We start from the raw sequence: 23,547 nt of genomic DNA, 5'->3' as shown, positions 1-23,547 counted from the left end.
GGCGGATAGCAGGCTTTGCTCCAAGCGGCAAATCCGGCGCATCGGGTGTTTGGCCCGGATGGTAACGGACGTGGGATCCCTTGCGTGTGGCCTTTCAGACCCGGGCCCTGACATAGGAGCCGGGCGCATCCTCGATCGGCTTGAGCTTTTTGCCTCCGGGTGCTCTGGCCGGCACTTCATCGGAGTTGTTGGCCCGGATCCATTTCTGCCAATGCGGCCACCAGGAGCCTGGTGTTTCGGTGGCGCCGGCAACCCAATCATCAAATTCGGCGTCTTGGGGGCCATCGCTCCAGAACTGGTACTTCCCTGCCGCGGGCGGATTGACCACGCCGGCGATATGGCCCGAACCGGACATCACATAGGTGACGTTGCCGCCAAACAGCTTGCCGCCGATATAGGCCGAGCGGGCAGGGGCGATGTGGTCTTCTTTGGCCGCGAGATTGTAGATCGGGATCTTGACGTCGCCGAGATCAAGCGTCTTGCCGGCCATTTCCATCTTGCCTTGCGAGAGATTGTTCTCGAGGTAGCAGTTCCTGAGGTAATAGGAATGATTGGCGGCGGGCATCCGGGTTGAGTCGGAATTCCAGTAAAGCAGGTCAAAGGGCATTGGATCCTTGCCCTTGAGATAGTTGTTGACGACATAGGGCCAGATCAGATCGGAGGCGCGCAGCATGTTGAAGGCGGTGGCCATCTTTGATCCGTCGAGATAGCCGTTCTTCTTCATCGCCGTTTCGATCGAGCTTATCTGGGCTTCATCGACGAAGACCTTAAGGTCTCCGGCATAGGTGAAGTCGGTCTGGGTGGTGAAGAAAGTCGCCGTGGCGATCCGCTTGTCCTTCTCCTGTGCATGCAGGGCGAGCGTTGCGGCAAGCAGCGTGCCACCGACACAATACCCGATAGCGTTGACCTGTTTTTCTCCGGTCGCCTTCTCGATGGTCTCGAGCGCAAAGGAAATGCCCTCGCGCGAGTACGATTCCCAATCCTTGCTGGCGTGGCGCTGGTCCGGATTGACCCAGGAGATCACGAACACGGAGTGGCCCTGTTCGGCGGCCCATTTGATAAAGGACTTTTTCGGGTTCAGATCCAGAATGTAGAACTTGTTGATCCATGGCGGGACAATCAGCAATGGCCGTTTCAGGACATTCTCGGTTTTTGGGGCATACTGGATGATCTGGCAGATATCATCCTGAGCGATCACCTTGCCTTCCGAAACCGCTATGTTCTCGCCAACAGCGAATTTCGACGCATCGGACTGACGCAGCTTCAACTCGCCCTTGCCGGCGGCAATATCTTCGGCCAGCATCTTCATGCCGCGGACCAGATTCTGGCCGTCCGAAGCCACCATCTCCTTGTAGAGTTCGGGATTGGTGACCAAAAAATTGGCCGGGGAGAGCGCACTGGCAATCTGGCGGACATAGAATTGTGCTTTTTGGCGCGTGTGTTCGTCCAGCCCGTCACTCTCCGACACCAGCTTGTTTGCCCAGTCAGACGTGATCAGATAGGCGTTCTTGAGAAATTCGAAGAACGGGTTTTTCTCCCAGTCCGGGTCCGAGAAGCGCTTGTCAGCCTTGGCCGAGGGCGGCTTCTCCTGAGCTGACATGTTCTGGATCGAATCGCTCCACAGCGTGAAATAGCTGGTGAGCAGCGATGTCTGCGCTTCGATCGCGCGTTTGGGGTCGGAGAGCCAATATTCGCCGACCTTGGAAAAGGTCTTGACCATATCGGCCATGGGTTCGGAAACGGTGTCTACAACCTCGCCTTTCTCGCGTGGTTCGATCCAGGCAGAGGCCGCCTTGCCCAGTTCCTCGAGCATGCGGGCGACATTTCGGGCGAAGGCTTCAGGGTCCTTGACGATGTAGGCTTCGGCAGAGGAGCCATCGTCGGCCGCCTTGTCGTCTTTCGCTTTGCTTTCGCCCCTGTCCGCCATTGCAGCGCCTCCTCTCGCAGTCTGGAGGTTGCCTCCAAACCCTCTTGTGCCTTAAACCGGCTTTCTTGATGTGTTTTATAACACCTTGAAGCTTATTGTGTTGTTGATACGGTCATTTTTTTGTCGTTGTCATGACAAACACTGGGCCAGACCGGAAAAGAACGTGAACCTTCAAAGAAAAAACAGTCCGTGGTTTGGCCTGCTTGCGGCAATCGTTTTGGCGGGTTGCCAGACAGCGTCCCTTGAAGATGCCGCACCGACCGTCGTTCCAGCCTCCGAGCCCGCGGTCATAGGGCAGGAGACGGATGCAGAAGCGGCAGCAGTTGCTTCCTCCGCGGATCAGGATTCGGTGACGCGGCGGAATCCGGGCATCGCTTCGATCATCCCGATTGAACAGACGGCCCCGGTCGAGAACAAGGAATTCGTCACCACTGGTGCCCGCCGAACGGGACAGTTTCCCACGTTCGGGCGCGTGCCGACAGCAGCCAATACGCAATTGAGTGAGGCTGAACGCATCGCTGCTGAAGCCGAGATGACAGAGCTGTTGCGAGCGCGGGCGTCCACTCCGGATGCGCGCGCTCAATACGATGCGCGGCTGCGGCAGTTGCGGGCACTTGCAGACAGCCATGCACGCGATACCCAGTCAAAAATCGAGAATTAAATCTTGCGTTCGGCCTGAATTGGCCGCAAACCGTCGGTAACACCGCGCCCAATCGCCCAGTATCAACGGGGAATTCCATGGAAGAATTTCACAAGGTCCGCAGACTGCCTCCCTATGTTTTCGAACAGGTCAACCGCCTGAAGGCATCGGCCCGGGCTGGAGGGGCGGACATCATCGATCTGGGAATGGGCAATCCCGACCTTCCGACGCCGCAGAGCATCGTCGACAAATTGTGCGAGGCGGTTCAGGATCCGCGGACCCATCGTTATTCGACATCGCGCGGCATCCCAGGCCTCAGACGTGCACAGGCGGCCTATTACCAGCGCCGCTTTGGCGTCAAACTGAACCCTGACACTGAGATCGTTGCTACGCTTGGTTCAAAGGAAGGCTTCGCCAATATGGCGCAGGCCATCACCGCCCCGGGCGATGTGATCCTGTGCCCGAATCCGACCTATCCGATTCATGCGTTTGGCTTCATCATGTCGGGCGGCGTGATCCGCTCTCTCGACGTGGTGCCCGATGACAGTTTCTTTGCACCCTTGGAAAGAGCGGTCAGGCATTCGATTCCCAAGCCGCTGGCGCTGATCCTGAATTATCCGTCCAATCCGACAAGCTTTGTGGCGTCGCTTGATTTTTACAAGGATGTCATCGCGTTCGCCAAGAAACACGACATCATCGTGCTGTCGGATCTTGCCTATTCGGAGATCTATTTTGACGGCAATCCACCCCCATCGGTGCTTGAGGTTCCCGGCGCGATGGACATTTGTGTCGAGTTCACCTCGATGTCGAAGACCTTTTCCATGCCGGGCTGGCGCATGGGGTTTGCAGTCGGCAATGAGCGGCTGATCTCGGCGCTGACACGGGTGAAGTCCTATCTCGACTATGGTGCGTTCACGCCGATCCAGGTGGCTGCAACGGCGGCACTCAATGGTGAAGGTTCGGAGATCGAGCAGGTCCGCTCGATCTATCATCGCCGCCGCGATGTGCTGGTTGACAGTTTTGGCAAGGCCGGCTGGCAGGTTCCGCCGCCGCCCGCAACAATGTTCGCCTGGACGCCGATTCCGGAGCAGTTCAAAGAACTGGGGTCGCTCGAGTTCTCCAAGCTGCTGGTGGAAAAGGCCGATGTGGCGGTGGCGCCGGGTGTGGGCTTTGGCGAACATGGCGATGAACATGTGCGCATTGCGCTGGTGGAGAATGAACACCGGATCCGCCAGGCGGCGCGCAACATCAAGAGGTTTTTGTCATCGGCCTCCGATGGCGGCAATGTGGTCTCGTTGGCAACGCGCCGTTGACCCTTTGAGCGCTCACGGTTAAACCCGCAGCGTCATTACCCTCTCTTTGCCTTTGCGGGCGGAGATCTCCCAGACAGGTGGACTATCGACATGACTGATGCCCTCAAGATCGGCATTGCAGGCCTGGGGACCGTTGGCGCGGCCCTGTTCCGGGCAATATCTACACGGCACAACAGCCTGGCCGAAATCTGTGGTCGCGAGATCATCATCACCGCAGTGAGTGCGCGTGACAGGACCCGTGATCGCGGGCTCGATCTCGATTCCGTCGCCTGGTTTGACGACCCTGCCGCAATGGCGCGCGAGGCCGATATCGACGTGTTCGTGGAACTGATTGGTGGCGATGGCGATCCGGCCCATGCAGCGGTTCTGGCAGCGCTTGGCCGCGGCCGGCATGTGGTCACTGCCAACAAGGCGATGCTGGCCAAACATGGTGTCGAGCTGGCGCGGCTGGCGGAGAGCAACGGCGTGCTGCTGAATTTCGAAGCCGCGGTCGCCGGCGGGATCCCCGTGATCAAGGCGATGCGGGAATCACTGACCGGGAACTCGATCCAGCGCATCTATGGAATTCTCAACGGCACCTGCAACTATATTCTGACCCGGATGCAGCGGGACAATATGGGTTTTGCCGAGTGCCTGTCTGAAGCGCAGCGGCTTGGTTATGCCGAGGCGGATCCTGCTTTCGACATTGAAGGTAACGACACCGCCCACAAGCTCGCAATCCTGACCAGTCTGGCTTTTGGCACTGAAATCGCCTCTGACGAAGTCTATGTCGAAGGGATCACCAATATCTCCATCGACGACATTCATGCGGCCGATGAGCTCGGCTATCGGATCAAGCTGCTGGGTGTCGCCCAGCGCACGGCGTCGGGGATTGAGCAACGCGTTCACCCCACCATGGTGCCGAAGGGCTCGATGATTGCGCAGGTGGAGGGGGTCACCAATGCGGTGACCATTGAAGCCGATATTCTGGGCGAGTTGATGCTCTCGGGTCCGGGGGCGGGTGGCGACGCCACTGCATCGGCCGTTTTGGGCGATGTTGCCGACATTGCCAAGAGCCGGCCTGGGCATCAGCATGCTCCCGCACTGGGCCGGCCTGCAACGCAGCTTGAGCCGTATCGGCGCGCCCGGATGCAAAGCCATGAAGGTGGCTATTTCATATCGCTCAAGGTCGAGGACCGCGCCGGCGTGTTCGCTTCGATTGCCACCCGGATGGCCGAAAACGCCATCTCGCTGGAATCAATCGTTCAACGGGCGCGGCCGGGCCGCGCAGCAGTTCCCCAAACAGTCATCCTGGTGACCCATGCCACGATGGAGTCGAATGTTCGCGCCGCTGTTGATGCCATTAAGGCTGAAGGCTACCTTGCTGGCGAGCCACAGGTAATCCGCATCGAGCGCACGCGCGAGAGCTGATGGCCGACGTGGTGCCGTTGCACATTCTGACCCTTCGGGTTTGTGACAATGGCTCTATGCGCGCTTTAATCGATTTAGTTTGGGAGCAGTCGATTATCGTTTGAATTCATGGGTTTTCGATGGTGTTTTGACATTGCCTTGCGGGGCTTGAACCCTGTATGAGCGAGCAATCGATAGTCCCCGGGAGCAAAGCGCCATGGCTGGCAAGCAAACTGACGCAAGCGGTCTTGACCGAATTCTTACGCTTGAGATTGCGCGTGTGACAGAACGTGCAGCGGTTGCTGCGGCGCGGTTGCGCGGCCGCGGCGATGAAATGGCTGCCGACCAGGTTGCCGTCGACGCGATGCGCCAGGAGCTCAACCGGCTACCGATCGATGGCGTGGTGGTGATCGGCGAGGGTGAGCGCGATGAAGCGCCGATGCTGTATATCGGTGAAGAGGTTGGAACCCGTGATGGTGCCAAGGTCGACATCGCGCTTGATCCGCTTGAAGGCACCACCATCTGCGCCAAGAACATGCCGAACTCGCTGGCGGTGATCGCAATTGCGGAAAAAGGCAGCCTGCTCTACGCGCCCGACGTCTACATGGAAAAGATCGCCATCGGCCCGGGCTACCCGGCCGGCACCGTTTCGCTCGATGCGTCCCCGACCGAGAACATTCAAGCCATCGCGCGCGCCAAGGGCGTGCCGGTCAGTGAAGTGACCGCCTGTATCCTCGACCGGCCACGCCACGCGCGGATGATCGAAGAAGTGCGCGCCACGGGTGCAGCGATTTACCTGATCGGCGATGGCGATGTTGCCGGCGTGATCCACACCACAGATTCAGAAGAGACAGGTATCGACATCTATCTCGGTATTGGCGGCGCGCCTGAAGGCGTGCTGGCTGCGGCCGCGTTGAGGTGCATTGGCGGCCAGATGCAAGGCCGGTTGCAGCTCAATACCGAGGAAAAGATTGCCCGAGCCAGCAAAATGGGGATCTCCGACCCCATGAAGGTCTACAGCATTGAAGACATGGCGAGCGGAGATGTCTTGTTCTCCGCGACCGGTGTCACCGATGGCAATCTGTTGAAGGGTGTGCGATTCGCACCGGATGCGATCACCACCCACACCATCGTGATGCGGTCCTCGTCGCGTACGGTTCGCGAAATCAAGGCGCGCCACCAGGATCTCGACAAGTTCAACTGATCCTGAACGTGCCGTTGCCTTTTTGGCTTGAACGTCTCAGCCTTGAGCGAGCCGGCGGATTGCGGCGGCTTTTGCCGCGTCTGCAAGTTTGCGCTATGTGCAATCGAGCGTGGGCCGCATCATTGGCTGCGCGCTGGCAGCACAGGTAGATCTTGCAATGACAGGCAGCGGCGAAACCGAACGGGCATTTCTGGGCGTCGAACAGTCGCTCTCGGGGCAGAAATGGGTCGCGCGCCTCGATCAGGCGGGTGAGAACAAGGCGATCTCGATTGCCCAGACCACAGGATTGCCGGATATCGTGGCGCGCGTGCTGGCCGGGCGTGGCGTGGCCATGGGAGACGCGGTCGCGTTTCTGGACCCGACCATCAAGGCCTTGATGCCTGATCCTTCGCGTCTTACCGATTGCGACAGGGCTGCAGAGCGTCTGGCACTTGCGATTGCGCGCAGGCAACGCGTCGCCATCTTCGGGGACTATGATGTCGACGGTGCGGCCTCTTCGGCGCTGATGCAGCGCTTTTTCAACCATTTCGGGCTTGAGAGCGAAATCTACATTCCCGACCGGATCTTTGAAGGTTACGGGCCGAATGCACCGGCAATCGCCGAGCTGATCGAGCGCGGGGCCGGGCTCATTGTCACCGTCGACTGTGGCTCCACCAGCCATGAGGCGCTCGGGGAGGCGGCGCAGCGCGGTGTCGATGTGGTGGTGATCGACCATCATCAGATGGCCGCAGAACTTCCTCCTGCCCATGCGCTGGTCAATCCCAACCGGGAGGACGATCTGTCCGGGCTCGGGCATCTGTGTGCCTGTGGCGTGGTGTTCATGGTGCTTGCCGGCACGCTCAGGCTGCTGCGTCAGCAAGGAGACGCGCGGGTTTCAGGCTTCGATCTTCTTTCCTGTCTTGATCTGGTCGCTCTGGCGACGGTCTGCGATGTGGTGCCACTCAAGGGGCTCAACAGGGCCTTCGTGGTCAAGGGGCTGCTGGCCGCCCGCGGGCTTGGCAATCCCGGCCTGGCGGCTCTGTGTCAGCGCGCCGGTGTCAATGGACCCATCTCTCCGTATCATCTGGGTTTTCTGATCGGCCCCCGCATCAATGCGGGCGGGCGGATTGGTGATGCGGCCCTTGGAAGCCGCCTGCTTGCGCTGGACGATCCGGCGGAGGCACAGGCGATCGCCGAGCGGCTTGAAGAGCTCAACCGAGAACGTCAGGCCATTGAGGCAGCCATGCTGGAGGAGGCGGATGCGGAAGCCGCAACCGAGATGCAGAGCGGCGAGGGGCCGGCGGTGATCGTGACCGCGCGCCAGGGCTGGCATCCGGGTGTGGTGGGGCTGCTCGCGTCGCGGCTCAAGGAGCGCTACAGGCGGCCAGCATTCGCCATTGCTTTTGACGGGAACGGCAAAGGGACCGGGTCAGGCCGTTCGGTGCCGGGTCTCGACATCGGTCGTCTGGTGCGAAAGGCCGTAGAGAGTGGTCTTCTCGCCAAGGGCGGTGGCCATGCGATGGCGGCAGGTCTGACAATCGAGAAAGTGCGTCTGGGGGATCTGCGCTCGTTCTTCGAGGAGGAAGCCGCCGATACAGTGGCACAGCTCGACGCGGCGCACCGGCTCAAGATTGATGGCGCGCTCGCGGCCTCGGGGGTGACGCTTGATCTGGCGGACATGATTGAGCGGGCCGGTCCGTTCGGGGCAGGGCATTCCCAGCCGGTCTTTGCGGTCCCGAACCACATTTTGAGTGATGTCCGGGTGGTGGGGCAGAATCACGTCAAGCTGACACTGTCCGGCCCCGACGGGGGAAAGCTGAACGGTATTGCATTCCGTGCTGCCGATACCGAGATGGGCGCCGTGCTGCTCGGCGGGCGTGGTCTGGCGTTCCATTTTGCGGGGTCGATTTCAGTCGATCACTGGCAGGGTGTGAGGCGGGTGCAAATCAGGGTCACGGATGCTGCCAGCGTGCGTTAAACGCGGTTTGCGAGACCTGCCGCTGGCTTGTCTTGTGCGGCAGACGGTGTCTGCAAGGCACCAGGATGCTTCGGGACGACCTTCACTCTTCGTTTGAATTCGGGCTCGTGAGCGGTGCCGGCAAAGGCATATTTGCAAGCCAAGCGGAGGCTGGCTTCAGACTTAGAAAATGGATGAGAAAAACAAGCGAAGTGCTTGAAAAAGGTGGCACGCCCTAGGGGAGTCGAACCCCTCTTTCCAGAATGAAAATCTGGCGTCCTAACCGATAGACGAAGGGCGCGTGCAATGTGGGCGTCTTATAATCAGACCAGTTTGCGACCGCAAGCGGATAATTGGGGTATGGTGCAAAAAAATGTCATCTGATTGTCACCGGTGAGAATCTGCTGCGACGCCGTGGGCGGCCGCGGCACATTTGCTGGCTGTTTGTGGCGTGTTTGACTTACTTGCGGCGGCGGCAGCGCCAGTTCCAGTCGCGGGGATTGCCGATATCGATGTGGACCGATTCGGTATGGCAATAGGTGCCCACGCCACCGCGATTGGGCATGGTGCGGAGGTACTTGGCAAGCTGCCACTTGGAAACGCCTTCAATCTGGATATCGGCAGCTTCGCATGAGGTGTGGCGAGATCCGGACGCGCCGCCGATCCGGCGGTTGCGCTTAGGGCTGCGGTAGCCGGATGTGACGACCACCGGGCGGCCGTAATGCTGTTCGACGGTTTTGAGCACACGAACGAGCTGTGGCTTGAAACAGTCGACCTCAACCCTGTCGGTCTGGATTTGCAATCCATTCGGCGCGAGTCTGGCGAGTCCGGCGGCCGATGCGAGCTGGATCTCGGCCGGAGCGCTTTGCGTCTGAGTGTTCAGCGAATCGGTTCCAAGCGCTCTCTTCAGATCGACGCCTGGCAAAGCGCTGGAGGAGGAAGCCATGGCAATGCGTGTGGGCTCGGTCGTTGCAATGCGCTTGGTCGTCCCCGATGGTGCATTGCGTTGGGCTGTTGGCTGCTGAGCAAACAGCCGAGAGAAAATGGACTGCTTTTTCGGTGGGGCCACTACAGCCAATTCCTGAATTTGCGGCACGCTGGCCTGACCTGGCTGACTCTGTGTCGCAGCCATGGCGTTTGCGACTTGCGCATCAACAACTGCCGGGGTTGGAGCCGGGATTGCTGCGGGCAATTCTGCTGTCACAGGTTGGGGCGTGGCCGCGGCATAGATGTTCGCGCCAGTCTGGTTTGGCATGCTCTGGGTAATGCCGCGGTTCAACGCATCAACCCCGGTCGAAGCCATCACAATGGTTTGTCCGGACGCGGCTTGGCCGGCGGGTAGGCGTGCAGCCGCATCCTGGGCTGTTGGTGAGGGGGTTGGCAGCGGAACGCCCGACGAGGTTTCGGTCGCTGCCGGGCCGTAGGAAAAATCGCCCGCAAGCTGTGTTGCGGCGCCGCTTTCAGCCGGACCTTGAGGACTGGAGGCGAAACCTTGAACGGATGTGAACATCGCCGGGTCGCCGCCAGACACGCAACCACTCAAGGCGAGCGCCATGCCCGCCAGAATGAAGCCACGAGTAAATCTACGGCAGTCGGCTGTTTTGTTCCCGCCCTGATGCAATCTTTGCAGCCCCCGGCCTGTTGCAATTGCAGGCCCTGAAGGCCAGCTTTGTTGCGTAGTCATTTGCACCGTTTCTGTAAACGGCCAGATTTTGGAACCTGAAGGCAAGACTGACCAGCATGATCTAAGACATGCGTTGCGGCGCGAATGCGGCGAAAGCATGACAATTGCATTTTCATAGCGCTGGATGTTTGCGCGAGCCTTGCGCTGGATAAATTGAACATCGAAACATCCGGGCCTTTGCGTGAAGCCATGATCATGTTCAAGGTTGCCTGATGTCCCGTCGGCTTGGCCCCCGGCTATCGGGTCGGCGCGATGTTACCAGGAACCCTTGTTTTCCATGGAGGCCCAGGGTTCTGCGGGCTCGAGTCTTTCACCCTTCTGGAGAAGTTCGATCGAGATTCCGTCCGGTGATTTCACAAAGGCCATGTAACCGTCGCGTGGCGGGCGGTTTATGGTGACTCCCTTGTCCATCAGGGATTGGCAGAGTTCATAGATGTCATCGACGACATAGGCGAGATGTCCGAAATTCCGGCCACCCTGATAGTCTTCGGGATCCCAGTTGTAGGTCAGTTCCACCATTGGGGCCTTGTCGGCGAGAGCCCGCTCTCTATCTTCAGATGCGGCCAGGAAAATCAGTGTGAAACGACCGGCTTCGCTTTCATGGCGGCGAATTTCCACAAGGCCCAGCTTGTTGCAATAAAAATCCAGCGAGGCGTCGATGTCGCTAACCCGGACCATTGTATGAAGATAACGCATTGGCTTTTCCCGTGATTCTTAACTGCCAAAACGATAGGCCGATTTGTCAGCGAGGCAATGGCGACATGATAAAAGTGGATGGATCAACAAGTTTTGCAGTGGGGCTTGCAGAAACTGCGCAATCCAATGTTAATGTTTTACAAGAGAATCACTTCTTTTGTTAGCGGCGCGTACCGGAGAGGCATCCTGATGGGGGACAGTTCCTCACATAAAAATGAACTGGAAGCTGAGGCACGCGCCGATGCTGTGGATCTCATTGAGATTACCGGTGTCATAAAGTGGTTCGACGTTGCAAAGGGCTTCGGCTTCATCATTCCAGACAACGGTATGGAAGATGTACTCCTTCATGTGACCTGCCTTCGCCGCGACGGATATCAGACCGTCCTCGAAGGAACCCGCATCGTCTGTGAGATCCAGAAACGCGAACGCGGATATCAGGCCTTCCGGATCATTTCAATGGATGCATCGACGGCTGTGCATCCGTCACAATTGCCTCCTGTGCGCACCCATGTTCAGGTCCAGCCTTCAAGCGGGCTTGAGCGCGCGATCGTCAAATGGTTCAACCGCACAAAGGGCTTCGGCTTCCTGACCCGCGGTGAGGGCACCGAGGATATTTTTATCCACATGGAGACGCTACGGCGTTACGGTCTGGCAGAATTGCGACCCGGGCAAGTGGTGCTGGTGCGTTTCGGTAATGGCGAAAAAGGTCTGATGGCGGCTGAAATTCATCCAGATATCGATGCACCGCTTCCAAAATCCCACTGAATCAAGAGAAATTTTCGCTCAGCGTGTTGCTGCGGCTTTCCTGGCTGCGTTGCTGTTTTGCTTTGTCCTGCCCGAGTCAGGTGTCGCCAAGACTTTGCCGACAGACGGTGACCCGATCATTGTCGAGACAGGCTCTGGGCCGGTCGAGTTCTCCGTCGAACTGGCGTTGACGCCGGCAGACCGGTCGACCGGCCTGATGAATCGCCAGAGTATGCCTGCGACGCATGGCATGCTGTTCCGGTTCGAGCGGTCCCGGCAGGTTTTGATGTGGATGAAAAACACGCCGCTCCCGCTTGATATGGTGTTCATCAACGAAGAGGGGGTGGTGGCGGGAATCGCGGCTGACACGACACCCTTCTCCGAAGCGATCATCCCATCACCGGGTCCGGTGCGTTACGTTCTCGAGTTGAATGCAGGGACTGCTGCGCGCACTGGAATTCGTGCCGGGGACAAGGTTCGTCACCGCGTTGTGGGGACACAATCAGATTGATGTTCGACTTTGGTCGATTTGCAGTTGCGGGATGTCTCGTTCCGGTGTATCCGGACCACGCCTTAGGGCATCGGAGCGTAGCGCAGCCTGGTAGCGCATCTGGTTTGGGACCAGAGGGTCGCAGGTTCGAATCCTGCCGCTCCGACCAATTTCAAGGCGTTGTCTGATATTAAGTCAGCGTCGGGGCGCTTGGGTTGGCCCTTCGGTGGGCCCCGTCCAAAAAGGGAAAAGGGCCATGACTGCGAGAATTTTCCGCCCGGCAAAGACTGCCATGCAATCAGGCAAGGCCAAGACCCAGGATTGGGTGCTCGAGTTCGAGCCGGAAACCGCGCGCAGCATTGATCCGATCATGGGCTACACGACTTCCAGCGACATGAAGAGCCAAATCCGTTTGCGGTTTGAGACGCAGGAAGCGGCTGTGGCCTATGCCACACGCAATGGCATTGCGTTCCGCGTCATTGAACCCAAGGAGAGCAAGCGGCGCAAGGTCGCGTATTCGGACAATTTCCGTTTCGATCGTCGCCAACCCTGGACCCATTGAGGCACTGCTGATCACCGGCGGTGGACGTCGAACCAGATCGGCCCCGTAGCTCAGCTGGATAGAGCGTCGGTCTTCTAAACCGAATGTCGCAGGTTCGAGCCCTGCCGGGGTCGCCATACATGGTCATGTCATGTCCGTTGAACGGCTATGCGATTTTGGTCAGTTGGCGGCTAACCGCAGCAACCGAATTGCCTTGCTAGCCAAGCATGCCGTCGTCTGGTTGCAAAACTCTCAGCTTTTGACTTGGTCATTGCGATGCACTTGAGAAGATGTGATCAATGCATATTGTGGTCTTAATAATGGCCATTGCGCATCAACTGTGAGATGGATGTTGTCATGAGGTGGCAAGGGTGGGAAGCTAAGTGGCATGCGATTGCCTGAATCGAAAGTGATATCATGCTAGAACCAGATACTTCTTTTCACTTGGGGACTGAACTCGACCGTGCCGTGAACCGGATGGATTTTTTCCGGTTGTTCAAGGCGCTTGCGGCGGTTCATGACAGCGAGCATTTTGTTCTGGTCGAACTTTCGACTGACGACAAGCCGCTGGACTTGAACCGGGGGCATTCGCTGCACAATGTCTCTGATGCGTTTCTGGATGCGGAAGCCGTCAGTGCCAAGCGTGATGATCCATTAGTTGCGTGCTTGCTGACATCAACCGCGCCAAAGTCTTTCGATGCAACGACAACGAAGACCCCGCTGATTGCCCGGTGTGGTTCCAAGTCGGCAGTCGTTGTGCCCCTGCATACCGCTGTGGGCAAACGTTTCGGTCTGATCTTGCTGAGAAATCGCGAAAGACCTCTGCACAGCGAAGTGGCGCTGATTGCCTATGACGCATCCATCGTGTTCCAGCGGTATTTTGAAGTGGTCTTGTCCCTGGATTCAATCAGCGGCTTGAGTGAGCGCGAAATACAGATTGTGAGTTGGACATCCGAGGGCAAGACTTCGTCCGAGATTGCCATAATTCTTGGGCTTTCCGAGCACACCGTAAACTCCTATATCGCTGCTATCTTGCGTAAACTGCAAGTTGTCAACCGTGCCCAAATGGTGGCTTCGGCTCTGCGTAATGGCTTGATCAACTGAGAGGATCAGGAGGCAGTTGTGATGAACATGAATTCTAACAACCTCACATCGATCTTGTTGGTCGATGACGATCCGATCGAGTATACGATCTGGAAGCGGAAGCTTGAGAGTTTCGAACGGCCCGAATTGCGTCTCGAGCATGTCGGGGACATTGACGCCGCAATCAATCGTATCACCGAGGGCGGGGTGGATCTCATCTTTTTGGATAACCGGCTTTCGCCGGCTCAGGATTTTCGTGACACTGCGCCGAGGCTTCGCAAGGCCGGATATACAGGTCCGATCGGCATAATCTCGTCGGACATCAGCGGTGCGTATTTTCGCGAGTTCCGAGAATTTGGCGTCGATTTCCGAGTGGGAAAAGACGAGATCGACGCAAATATGATCGCCTTCATCATTGCGGAATACACCCGAAGCCAGCTCTCCGAGGTCTGTGCCGAAGACCTTCGTTGAGTGTTTGTGTCTGATTGGCCTGACCGCCAGACCGCAAGAGCTCCATTGTTTGAAACCAGCCTTCGCCGACAATTCGCGCTCAATCGGGGTCGACCCCGCCTGCGATCTTGATGTTTATCTACCAGGAGTTGAAACAGCGTTTGCCAACTCAAAGCCAGAATTATAGTTATTCCTGAATGTTGCATTTCCGAAAGACACTTCGTTGGGTCCTGATTTCCGTTGGCGCAACGGTGCTGTCGCTTTTGATCATGTCGCAGTTTCCCAACATGGCTATCCCGGCACGTTATTGGATCGCTGCCGTTCTGCTTCCCGCCGTGATCTCCTATTTCGTTTCGAGAAAGCTGATTCAGCAGACTGAAGATCTGGCGGTTCTCAATGCGGCATTGATGGAGGCCAACGCGACTTTAACGAGTAAGTTGCGGGCCGAGAATCTTCTCAATATGGCTTTTTCAACAATCTCACAGGGGTGTTCCATCTACGATGAGAATGACTGCCTTGTGTTTTGCAATGACGCGTACCGCGAGATCTACTCGCTGTCGGCAACGGCCATTTTGCCTGGGCGATGCTTCGGGTCCATGTTGCGCCATGGTCTTGAGGTTGGGCAGTATCCCGAAGCCGGAACCACGCCTGAGGATCAGGAGGCATGGCTGCAAAAGCGTATGGGACGCCACAGGAACCCAACGGGGCCGTTTCTACAGAAGATCGGGCCGGACAGCTGGATTCAGGTGGAGGAGTACGTCACCAAGGAGAATTACCGGATCGGACTGCTGACCGATGTAAGCGCATTGCTCCAGGTCAAGTCTGAAGCGGAGCAACTGGGGCATATCATCGAGGCTGTTGCCCAGGAGGTCTATCTGATCAGCACAGCCGATGGAAGGATTGTCAACGCCAACAAGGCGGCACGTACCAACCTGCAATACAGTCTGGAGGAACTCCGCGGATTGACCGCGTTGGACGTCAACTCGGGACACAGTTCTCTCGAGATGGCGGAGACGATTGCGCCGATCGTCGCCGGCGAGCGCAAAGTGGTCAAGATAAATACCGAACACCGGCGTAAGGATGGAACGACTTACAAGTGTCGCGTCCGGCTTGAGCGCCTGGATGATCTGTCGGAGACGGTGGTGGTGGCGTTTGCTGAAGACGTGACTGAGCGGTTGGAATTCGAGCATGCAATTGAGCGGAAGCAGCAAGAACTCGAAACGCTTGTGCGCAACCTCCCCGATGTTATTTCCCGCGCCGAGCCAGACACGACGCTGACCTATGTCAACGCCAATTATGCCGAGTTTACCGGTGTTCCGGTTGAAGACATGATAGGTTGCAAGTTCCTTGAGTTTTCCCCGACGGAGAATCTGGACGAGCTTACCTCGCATATCGAGAGCCTGACCCCGGAGCAGCCGATACGGCTCATCGAGCAACCGATGTACAACAGTTCCGGCGAAAAGCGCTGGTACTTGTGGTCAAACCTGATGGTTTTTGACGAAGGCGAGCCGGTGGAACTGGTGTCGGTCGGCCGCGACATTACCGAAAGCCGGAAGGCGCAGGAGAGGATCGCCAAACAGACGCGCGAGTTGGCTTTGCGCAATGATGCCCTGGAACAATTCGGCGGGATCATATCGCATGATCTCAAAGCGCCATTGCGCCAGATCCGGGTTTTCTCCGAGATGATCAAAGAAGATATTGAGCTCGGGAAGACAGACGAACTGGCGAACTGGTCAAGCCATGTTGTCAATCGCGCCCGTTCAATGGAGCAGATGATCTCGAGCCTCTTCGCCTATTCCAGGCTCGCTTATCAATCTGTCCATCTGGAGAAATTCCTGCTTTCCGAAGCGATCTCTGCAGCATGGGAAAATCTGTCGGTGTCCGTTGCGGATTCGCGCGCGCAACTTGTCGACAGGTGCGATCTGATGGTCACTGCGGACATCAATCTGATGACCCAGCTTCTGCAAAACATGTTCGCCAATTCAATCAAATACACCGAGGATGGTGTCGCGCCCCAAATCCGGGTGAGCGCGGAAACTGTCGGCTGCGCCACGGTCATTGTTGTCGAAGACAATGGAATCGGCATCGCCACGGTTCATGCGGAAAGCATCTTCGGTGTGTTTGAAAGGCTGCATCCGGATGAGACCCGATATGCGGGAGCCGGTATCGGTCTGGCCCTGTGCCGCCGTGTGGTGGAGAGCCACGGCGGCACAATTGCGCTGGACAGCAGCTATGTCGACGGCGCCCGCTTTGTGATCCGGCTGCCGGCCTTGTCGCTTTAGTCTATTACGGCCATTGGGGCCTCAGGCCGCGGCCGCCGCCGCAAGGCCTCGTTCAATGTCTGCCAGCAGGTCGGGGCAGTCTTCAAGCCCAATCTGAAGCCGGATGACGGGCCCTTCCTTTGGCGGCAGGGCGATGGTGCGGTCGGAGAGATTGACCGCGACTGCCAGGCTTTCATATCCGCCCCAGGAATAGCCAAGCCCAAAGATCTCGAGCGCGTTGAGAAACGCATGAGCCTTGGCCCGGTGCTGCGATCCATCGGCGACGTCAAGAACAATTGAGAAAATCCCGGATGAACCGCAGAAGTCGCGTTTCCAAAGGGCGTGGCCCGGGAAACTTTCCAGCGCTGGATGCAGGACCCTCGCGACGCCGGGAACGGATTCCAGTGTCTTGGCGATTTCGAGCGCGCTTTTCTGATGACGTTCGAGCCGCACACCCATTGTGCGCAGGCCCCGGAGTGTCATGTAGCTGTCGTCGGGAGCAGCGCATATCCCCATCATCGTGAATGTCTTCCACAATGCCGGCCACGCGGTCTCATTTGCCGAAACCGTTCCGATGAGCACATCGGAATGGCCGGCGGGGTATTTGGTCGCGGCATGAATCGAAATGTCGACTCCGTGGTCAAGTGGCTTGAAGAACAGCGGAGTGGCCCAGGTGTTGTCCATGGAGACCAGCGCGCCGTGTGCGTGGGCAACCTCGGCGATGGCAGGTATGTCCTGCATCTCAAAAGTGTTTGAGCCCGGCGCTTCGGTGTGAACCAGCTTCGTGTTGGGCCGCATGAGCTTTTCGATGTCGGCACCGATCGCGGGATCATAATAGGTGGTCTCGATGCCAAACCGCGCCAACATGCCGTGACACAGGTTGCGTGTCGGGGTGTAGACCGAATCAACCACCAGCAAATGGTCGCCAGCGCTCAGCGCGGCCATGAAGGGCAGGGTGATCGCCGCAAGGCCTGAAGGGACAGCAACAGTGCCCGCAGAACCCTCAAGTGCATCCATCGCTTTGTTGAGGGCATCTGTGGTCGGGGTGCCATAGGTGCCGTAGGTGTATGGCTGATTGCGGCTCTCGATCGTTTCAGCGTCGGGAAACAACACGGTCGAAGCGTGCACAACCGGAGGATTAACGAAGCCATAGAAGCTCCGTGGATCATTTCCCGTATGTGCAAGCCGAGTGTTGACGCCGTGGTTCGAGCCCGTTTTGCTGTTGGTCATTTTGTGTCCGTTTGTATCTGGTCGGAAGGCAATTCGGATGTGAATTTGACTTAACCCGCGAAAACCATCTCGGCAATCACATGGTCCTAAAACCATGCTTTAAGCCTAAAAATGATGAAAATGCCATCTCCGGCTGATGCTTCAAATCTAAACCATGCGGAATTATGCTGATTTTTGGGCATCTTGTCGCAATGCCGAATTTTGCGGCTTGACCATAGTTGGATTTCAGCATGGTATAGGCTGGTGCGTAAACAATGAGGCGCAGACCTCAAGCATGAGGTCGTGCCTTTCCTGGCGCACCCTAAACAGGGCAACAGAAAAAAAAGGTTGTATCAAATGAACAAAAAGATTCTGTCGGCTGTCGTTGGCGTAGCCGCCGTTGCAGGCATGGGAGCCGCTTCGGCATCCGCCGCAACGCTGGATGACGTCAAGGCAAAGGGATTCGTCCAGTGTGGCGTGTCCACGGGCCTCGCCGGCTTCTCAGCGCCGAATGACGCAGGTGAATGGTCGGGTATCGACGTTGACCTGTGCCGTGGCGTTGCTGCTGCCGTCTTTGGTGACGCATCGGCTGTGAAATTCAGCCCGCTTTCGGCCAAGGAGCGTTTCACCGCTTTGCAGTCGGGCGAAATCGATGTGCTGTCGCGCAACACCACCTGGACTATGAGCCGCGACACGCAGCTCGGTCTCAACTTCGCTGGCGTCAACTACTATGACGGTCAGGGCTTCATGGTTCGTAAGTCGCTTGGCGTGACTTCGGCCCTGCAGCTTTCGGGCGCTTCGGTCTGCGTGCAGACCGGTACGACCACCGAGCTGAACCTGACCGACTACTTCAAGGCCAATGACATGACCTACAATCCGGTCGTGTTCGAAAAGCTTGAAGAAGTGAACGCTGCTTACGACGCCAACCGTTGCGACGTCTACACCACCGACCAGTCGGGCCTGTATTCAATCCGCCTCGGCCTGTCGGCTCCGGATGAGCACATGGTCCTTCCTGAAGTGATTTCCAAGGAGCCGCTTGGCCCCGTGGTGCGCCAGGGTGACGACCAGTGGTTCAACATCGTCAAGTGGGTCCACAACGCGATGCTCAACGCTGAAGAAATGGGCATCACATCGGCAAATGTCGATGAGATGGCTGCCTCGGCCGACCCCAACGTGATGCGTCTTCTGGGCAAGGAAGGCACTTTCGGTGAAGGCATCGGTGTCAGCAATGACTGGGCCTACCAGGTGGTCAAGCAGGTCGGTAACTATGGCGAAGTGTTTGAGCGCAATGTCGGTGCATCGACACCGCTCGCGATCGACCGCGGTGTGAACGCACTGTGGTCTAAGGGTGGTCTGCAGTACGCGCCGCCAATTCGCTAAGTCCTTTGGACGGAAGGCGGGCTCCCCTTGCGGGGCCCGCCTTCTTCAATTGTTTCGTAAAAAAAAGACCTCTCAGCCTGACGCAACGACGACAGGTTAAAAAGATCCGGTGCCACAAGGCCTGGACGAAAAGAGTTGGGGACAGACATGGCTCATCAAGAAGGCGTCTCGGCAGGCGCCGATGATTCCGGTCGCGTATCAATGATGAATGATCCCAAGGTTCGTGGCCTTGTGTTTCAGGGATTGTTGATCATTGCGGTTGGCGCGATGGTGTGGAGCGGCATAAGCAACGCCGTTGACAACCTTGCCCGGGCGGGCATTTCTTCCGGTTTCGGCTTCTTCGGCGAACGCGCCGGATTTGATATCGGCCAGGCCTTTATTCCTTACACCAATGACAGCACCTATTTGCGAGCCTTCTTTGTTGGCTTGCTCAACACAATGGTGGTTGCGATCATCGGGATCTTCCTGGCCACCATCATCGGTTTCGTTGTTGGTCTGGCACGGCTGTCGAAGAACTACCTGGTACAGAAATTTGCCACCATCTATGTCGAAGTGCTGCGCAACATACCGCTGCTTTTGCAGCTTTTGTTCTGGTACAAGGCGGTTCTGTCCATCCTTCCATCCCCACGGGCGGCGGGCCTTGAAGCCGGTGCGGAGGTTGCGTTCAATATCAACAACCGCGGTCTATACATTCCGCGTCTGGTGCCCGAGGATGGGTCGTCACTGATTTTCTACGCTTTTGCGATCGCCGTGATTGCCTGGTTCCTGATCGGCCGCTGGGCCAAGAAGCGGCAGATGGCGACTGGTCAGCAGTTTCCGGTGTTTCTCACCGGGCTTGCGATGGTGATCGGCCTGCCTCTGGTGGCCTTTCTGGTGACCGGAATGCCGGTCTCGATGGAATATGCGAGCCTGCAAGGCTTCAACATGGTTGGCGGTTGGGTTATCCAGCCTGAATTCATGGCGTTGCTGCTGGGTCTTTCGCTCTACACAGCCGCCTTCATTGCAGAAATTGTCCGCGCCGGTATTCTTGCCGTTTCCCGGGGACAGACGGAAGCAGCCTTTGCTCTCGGATTGCGGCCGAACCTGACCAGCCGTCTTGTGATCGTTCCGCAGGCCATGCGGGTGATCATTCCGCCGCTGACCAGCCAGTTTCTCAACCTGACCAAGAATTCATCTCTTGCGGTGGCAATCGGGTATCCGGATCTGGTGTCGATTTTTGGCGGAACGGTGCTCAATCAGACCGGTCAGGCCGTGGAGGTGATCTCGATCACCATGCTGGTCTATCTCACGCTGTCCCTGTTAACGTCGGCCTTTATGAACTGGTTTAACTCCAGGGTCGCATTGGTGGAGCGCTGAACCATGGATGCAAATCAAAAAACCGTTGCCTATGTCCGTTCCGAGGAAAGCCCGAGAATGGCGCCTCCGGTCACCAGTTCTGGTGTTGCAGGCTGGCTTAAGGAAAACCTCTTTGCCTCGACCCGTGACACGGTCCTGACAATTCTGACCTTCCTGCTGTTGCTGTGGATGGTTCCACCGATTGTCGACTGGGCCTTTCTCAGCGCGGTCTGGACCGGTGAAAGCCGGGAGGATTGCATTGTCCCCGGCGCTGGCGCTTGCTGGGCTTTTGTCGAGGCAAAGTTCGGCCAGTTCATCTACGGGCGCTATCCCGTGGAGGAAAGGTGGCGGGTGGATCTCACCGGGCTGCTGCTGATTGCCGGCCTGGTGCCGATCGCAATCCCGTCGCTGCCGTACAAGCGCGAAAACGCGCTGTATCTGCTGGTCGTCTTTCCAATCCTTGGTTTCATCCTGCTCACAGGGCAGCTCGGCCTTGCACCGGTCGAGACCGCGCTTTGGGGTGGCCTGCTTGTGACTCTGGTTGTGGCCATTGTCGGGATCGTGGTGTCGTTTCCGCTCGGCATTCTGCTGGCGCTGGGACGGCGGTCGGAAATGCCGATCGTCAAGATGTTCTGCATCATCTTCATCGAGTTCTGGCGCGGCGTGCCGTTGATCACGGTGCTGTTCATGTCATCGGTGATGTTGCCGCTGTTCCTTCCCGAAGGCGTCACCTTCGACAAGCTGCTCAGGGCGCTAATCGGCGTTGCGCTGTTCTCGTCCGCCTACATGGCGGAGGTGATCCGAGGTGGCCTGCAGGCCATTCCAAAGGGCCAGTATGAGGCGGCCAACGCCATGGCTTTGACATTCTGGCAGGGCACACGCCTGGTCATCATGCCGCAAGCTTTGAAACTGGTGATCCCGGGCATCGTCAACACCTTCATCGGCCTGTTCAAGGACACGAGCCTGGTGCTGATCATCGGCCTGTTCGATCTTCTGGGCATCGTTCAGCAAAACATGAATGATCCCAACTGGATTTCACCCGCAACGCCGGCGACCGGATTCGTCTTTGCCGCGTTGGTTTTCTTCATCTTCTGCTTCGGCATGTCCCGTTACTCCGCTTACATGGAGCGGCGTCTGGACACCGGTCACAAATCATAACAGGGGACTGCAACAATGGCTGACAACAACGCAGCAGCTGCAACCGAAAGCGCTTCACCCTCGAAAATGACGGTGTCGGAAACCGACGTCGCTATCGAGCTCATCGGTATGAACAAGTGGTACGGCGATTTCCACGTGCTTCGCGACATCAACCTCAAGGTGATGCGCGGCGAGCGCATAGTTATCGCCGGGCCGTCCGGTTCAGGCAAATCCACGATGATCCGCTGCATCAACCGGCTGGAAGAACACCAGAAGGGCAAGATCGTCGTTGACGGCATCGAGCTCACCAATGATCTGAAAAAGATTGACGAGGTGCGCCGCGAAGTGGGCATGGTGTTCCAGCACTTCAACCTGTTTCCGCATCTCACGATTCTGGAAAACTGCACGCTCGCGCCGATCTGGGTTCGCAAGATGCCCAAGAAGAAAGCCGAGGAAGTTGCGATGCATTACCTCGAGCGGGTGAAGATCCCCGAGCAGGCCAACAAATATCCTGGCCAGCTTTCGGGCGGTCAGCAACAGCGTGTGGCAATCGCGCGTTCGCTGTGCATGAACCCGCGCATCATGCTGTTTGACGAGCCCACCTCGGCGCTTGACCCCGAGATGATCAAGGAAGTGCTCGACACCATGGTTGGTTTGGCTGAAGAGGGCATGACCATGTTGTGCGTGACCCATGAAATGGGCTTCGCCCGCCAGGTCGCCAATCGGGTTATCTTCATGGACCAGGGCCAGATCGTCGAGCAGAACGAGCCAGGCGAGTTCTTCGACAATCCGCAGCATGAACGCACAAAGCTGTTCCTGAGCCAGATCCTGCATTAGCAACAGATCCGGTTCCCTCATCGGGCATGTCCCATTGACAAAAGGCCTCGGAACATCGGTTCCGGGGCCTTTTTCTTGTATTTCTTATGTTTTGAGCTGCCGGTCTCTCAGGTTCCGTTCGGCCGGTAGCCGTAGAGCCAATCGAGATCTGCGGCGAGGCTTTCGGGACGCCTCAGTGCCAGGACGATGTTGCGGCCCAGCCGGATCGGGCCGCGGGCGTGATAGGCAAACTGGTTGAACGCCGCGCGTTGTCGTGCCTTGCCGACACGGGCGCGGCGATCGCTTTCATAGCGTTGCAAGGCGGCGCGCTGATCGCCGTCTTCTGTCGCGAGAGCCTGAGCCAGCTCATAGCCATCCTCGATTGCCATTGCCGCGCCCTGGGCTGCAAACGGCGTCATCGCATGGGCCGCATCGCCAATCAGCATGGTGCGTTCATCATCGAACCAGCGGCCGTCCGGCATTTCGAACAGTGGCCACCAGGTCATGCGCGGGGCGTCCTTAAGGATGGTGCGCATTTTGGGATGCCAGTCCGCAAAGGAATCCAGCAGCTCGGTCCGCGCGGCAGTGTTTTCGGCCGCAGCCCAGGTTTCGCCCGGGTCCTGTCCGTAGGCAATGGCCACGATGTTGATGGATCTGCCGCCCTCAAGTGGATAGGCAACCAGATGGGTGCGCGGTGCCAGAAACACGCTGACATTGGCGGAATCAAGCAGCGTCCGGGCCGCGTCCGTATCAATTCTGAAACGCCAGGCGACCTGTCCCGAAAAACGTGGCCGGGCGGCGCCGGAAACGAGCTGACGGGTTTGGGACCAGACCCCGTCAGCGCCGATGACAAGCGGCGAGGCACGGTTGCCGTCAGGTTTTCGAAGTGCGTGGAGATCTTCGGTCGTGATGCGCTGGCCAAGCTTGAGATGGCAGTTCGGGTTGGCCTGTACAGCATCAAGCAGCATCGCTTGAAGGTCGGCGCGGTGCATCACGCCATAGGGGGCGCCCCAGCGCCTGGCGGCAAATTCGCCGCAGGGCACATGGGCAATGGGGCGCAGGGAATGGCCGGAAATCAGAGAGATTTGGGCAGGGCGGGCCATGGCCTTGTCGAGCGCAGCGCCAAGGCCGAGCGCAATCAGGATGCGGCTCGCATTGGGCGACATCTGTAGCCCGGCACCCACTTCGCTCAGCGCAGGCGCCTGATCGACGATTTCGACCTTACGGCCATCGCGCGCCAGGGCGAGCGCTGTCGTGAGCCCGGCAATGCCGGCACCGATGATATGAATGTCTTGGGCCGGCACGGCGCACT

At 58.0% G+C, this 23,547-nt stretch carries 20 protein-coding genes and 3 tRNA genes; 17 read left to right on the top strand and 6 right to left on the bottom strand.

The window, feature by feature from the left end; genetic code table 11:
• Positions 1–94: 94 nt before the first annotated feature.
• Positions 95–1,927: a class I poly(R)-hydroxyalkanoic acid synthase gene (phaC, locus tag HPDFL43_RS11555; RefSeq protein ID WP_007197523.1), complete on the bottom strand. Its 1,833-nt coding sequence runs from the start codon at positions 1,925–1,927 to the stop codon at positions 95–97.
• Between the two features lie 70 nt (positions 1,928–1,997).
• Here phaC and HPDFL43_RS11550 point away from each other — a divergent pair, with 70 nt between their 5' ends.
• The 5 genes from HPDFL43_RS11550 to recJ all read left to right on the top strand — a co-directional run bounded on the left by HPDFL43_RS11550 (position 1,998) and on the right by recJ (position 8,430).
• Positions 1,998–2,588: a hypothetical protein gene (locus HPDFL43_RS11550; protein WP_156970261.1), complete on the top strand. Its 591-nt coding sequence runs from the start codon at positions 1,998–2,000 to the stop codon at positions 2,586–2,588.
• A gap of 77 nt (positions 2,589–2,665) precedes the next feature.
• A complete protein-coding gene (locus tag HPDFL43_RS11545) occupies positions 2,666–3,880 on the top strand; it encodes an LL-diaminopimelate aminotransferase (RefSeq protein WP_007197521.1) in 1,215 nt (404 codons plus the stop codon).
• Between the two features lie 90 nt (positions 3,881–3,970).
• Positions 3,971–5,290, top strand: coding sequence for a homoserine dehydrogenase (locus HPDFL43_RS11540; RefSeq protein WP_007197520.1), 1,320 nt, complete (start codon positions 3,971–3,973; stop codon positions 5,288–5,290).
• A gap of 196 nt (positions 5,291–5,486) precedes the next feature.
• Positions 5,487–6,473, top strand: coding sequence for a class II fructose-bisphosphatase (gene glpX, locus HPDFL43_RS11535; protein WP_007197519.1), 987 nt, complete (start codon positions 5,487–5,489; stop codon positions 6,471–6,473).
• 157 nt (positions 6,474–6,630) lie between these two features.
• Complete coding sequence (gene recJ, locus HPDFL43_RS11530; RefSeq protein WP_040450117.1) at positions 6,631–8,430, top strand: single-stranded-DNA-specific exonuclease RecJ; 1,800 nt, start codon at positions 6,631–6,633, stop codon at positions 8,428–8,430.
• Positions 8,431–8,635: 205 nt separating this feature from the next.
• Here the strand turns inward: recJ and HPDFL43_RS11525 are convergent.
• The 3 genes from HPDFL43_RS11525 to HPDFL43_RS11515 all read right to left on the bottom strand — a co-directional run bounded on the left by HPDFL43_RS11525 (position 8,636) and on the right by HPDFL43_RS11515 (position 10,789).
• Positions 8,636–8,710, bottom strand: a tRNA-Glu gene (locus HPDFL43_RS11525).
• Between the two features lie 159 nt (positions 8,711–8,869).
• Positions 8,870–9,541: a YcbK family protein gene (locus tag HPDFL43_RS22275; RefSeq protein WP_245271045.1), complete on the bottom strand. Its 672-nt coding sequence runs from the start codon at positions 9,539–9,541 to the stop codon at positions 8,870–8,872.
• A gap of 807 nt (positions 9,542–10,348) precedes the next feature.
• The gene (locus HPDFL43_RS11515; RefSeq protein WP_007197514.1) at positions 10,349–10,789 is read right to left on the bottom strand and encodes a VOC family protein; all 441 of its coding nucleotides are present in this window, start codon (positions 10,787–10,789) and stop codon (positions 10,349–10,351) included.
• 189 nt (positions 10,790–10,978) lie between these two features.
• Here HPDFL43_RS11515 and HPDFL43_RS11510 point away from each other — a divergent pair, with 189 nt between their 5' ends.
• From HPDFL43_RS11510 to HPDFL43_RS11475, 8 genes are all read left to right on the top strand, one after another.
• Positions 10,979–11,554, top strand: coding sequence for a cold-shock protein (locus tag HPDFL43_RS11510; protein ID WP_007197513.1), 576 nt, complete (start codon positions 10,979–10,981; stop codon positions 11,552–11,554).
• Positions 11,529–12,044, top strand: coding sequence for a DUF192 domain-containing protein (locus HPDFL43_RS11505; RefSeq protein WP_007197512.1), 516 nt, complete (start codon positions 11,529–11,531; stop codon positions 12,042–12,044). Before HPDFL43_RS11510 ends, HPDFL43_RS11505 begins: the two co-directional genes overlap by 26 nt.
• Positions 12,045–12,115: 71 nt before the next feature.
• A tRNA-Pro gene (locus HPDFL43_RS11500) sits at positions 12,116–12,192 on the top strand.
• Between the two features lie 87 nt (positions 12,193–12,279).
• Entirely contained in the window at positions 12,280–12,585 is a 306-nt protein-coding gene (locus HPDFL43_RS11495; RefSeq protein WP_007197511.1) for an ETC complex I subunit, read from the top strand.
• A gap of 39 nt (positions 12,586–12,624) precedes the next feature.
• Positions 12,625–12,701: transfer RNA gene (locus HPDFL43_RS11490), tRNA-Arg, on the top strand.
• A gap of 280 nt (positions 12,702–12,981) precedes the next feature.
• Positions 12,982–13,668 carry a response regulator transcription factor gene (locus HPDFL43_RS22340; protein WP_040449206.1) on the top strand — a complete coding sequence of 229 codons (687 nt, stop codon included), beginning with the start codon at positions 12,982–12,984 and terminating at the stop codon, positions 13,666–13,668.
• 21 nt (positions 13,669–13,689) lie between these two features.
• The gene (locus tag HPDFL43_RS11480; RefSeq protein WP_007197509.1) at positions 13,690–14,118 is read left to right on the top strand and encodes a response regulator; all 429 of its coding nucleotides are present in this window, start codon (positions 13,690–13,692) and stop codon (positions 14,116–14,118) included.
• Between the two features lie 176 nt (positions 14,119–14,294).
• The gene (locus tag HPDFL43_RS11475; RefSeq protein ID WP_007197508.1) at positions 14,295–16,379 is read left to right on the top strand and encodes a PAS domain S-box protein; all 2,085 of its coding nucleotides are present in this window, start codon (positions 14,295–14,297) and stop codon (positions 16,377–16,379) included.
• 21 nt (positions 16,380–16,400) lie between these two features.
• Here the strand turns inward: HPDFL43_RS11475 and HPDFL43_RS11470 are convergent, their stop codons facing one another.
• The gene (locus HPDFL43_RS11470) at positions 16,401–17,588 is read right to left on the bottom strand and encodes a cystathionine beta-lyase (RefSeq protein WP_007197507.1); all 1,188 of its coding nucleotides are present in this window, start codon (positions 17,586–17,588) and stop codon (positions 16,401–16,403) included.
• A 336-nt stretch (positions 17,589–17,924) separates the two neighbouring features.
• Between HPDFL43_RS11470 and HPDFL43_RS11465 the strand changes: the two genes are divergently transcribed.
• The 4 genes from HPDFL43_RS11465 (at position 17,925) to HPDFL43_RS11450 (ending at position 22,256) form a co-directional block, all read left to right on the top strand.
• Complete coding sequence (locus HPDFL43_RS11465) at positions 17,925–18,947, top strand: amino acid ABC transporter substrate-binding protein (RefSeq protein WP_007197506.1); 1,023 nt, start codon at positions 17,925–17,927, stop codon at positions 18,945–18,947.
• A gap of 147 nt (positions 18,948–19,094) precedes the next feature.
• Positions 19,095–20,303, top strand: coding sequence for an amino acid ABC transporter permease (locus tag HPDFL43_RS11460; protein ID WP_007197505.1), 1,209 nt, complete (start codon positions 19,095–19,097; stop codon positions 20,301–20,303).
• A gap of 3 nt (positions 20,304–20,306) precedes the next feature.
• Positions 20,307–21,440: an amino acid ABC transporter permease gene (locus tag HPDFL43_RS11455; protein ID WP_007197504.1), complete on the top strand. Its 1,134-nt coding sequence runs from the start codon at positions 20,307–20,309 to the stop codon at positions 21,438–21,440.
• Positions 21,441–21,455: 15 nt separating this feature from the next.
• Positions 21,456–22,256, top strand: a complete 801-nt coding sequence (locus HPDFL43_RS11450; RefSeq protein ID WP_007197503.1) for an amino acid ABC transporter ATP-binding protein — start codon at positions 21,456–21,458, stop codon at positions 22,254–22,256.
• A gap of 107 nt (positions 22,257–22,363) precedes the next feature.
• On the opposite strand, the gene HPDFL43_RS11445 is transcribed toward HPDFL43_RS11450, so the two are convergent.
• Positions 22,364–23,539, bottom strand: a complete 1,176-nt coding sequence (locus tag HPDFL43_RS11445) for an FAD-dependent oxidoreductase (protein ID WP_007197502.1) — start codon at positions 23,537–23,539, stop codon at positions 22,364–22,366.
• Positions 23,540–23,547: the final 8 nt, after the last annotated feature.

Origin of the sequence: Hoeflea phototrophica DFL-43, assembly GCF_000154705.2 — a bacterium.
Classification (GTDB): Bacteria; Pseudomonadota; Alphaproteobacteria; order Rhizobiales; family Rhizobiaceae; genus Hoeflea; species Hoeflea phototrophica.
This window is presented reverse-complemented; position numbering and strand designations above follow the sequence as displayed.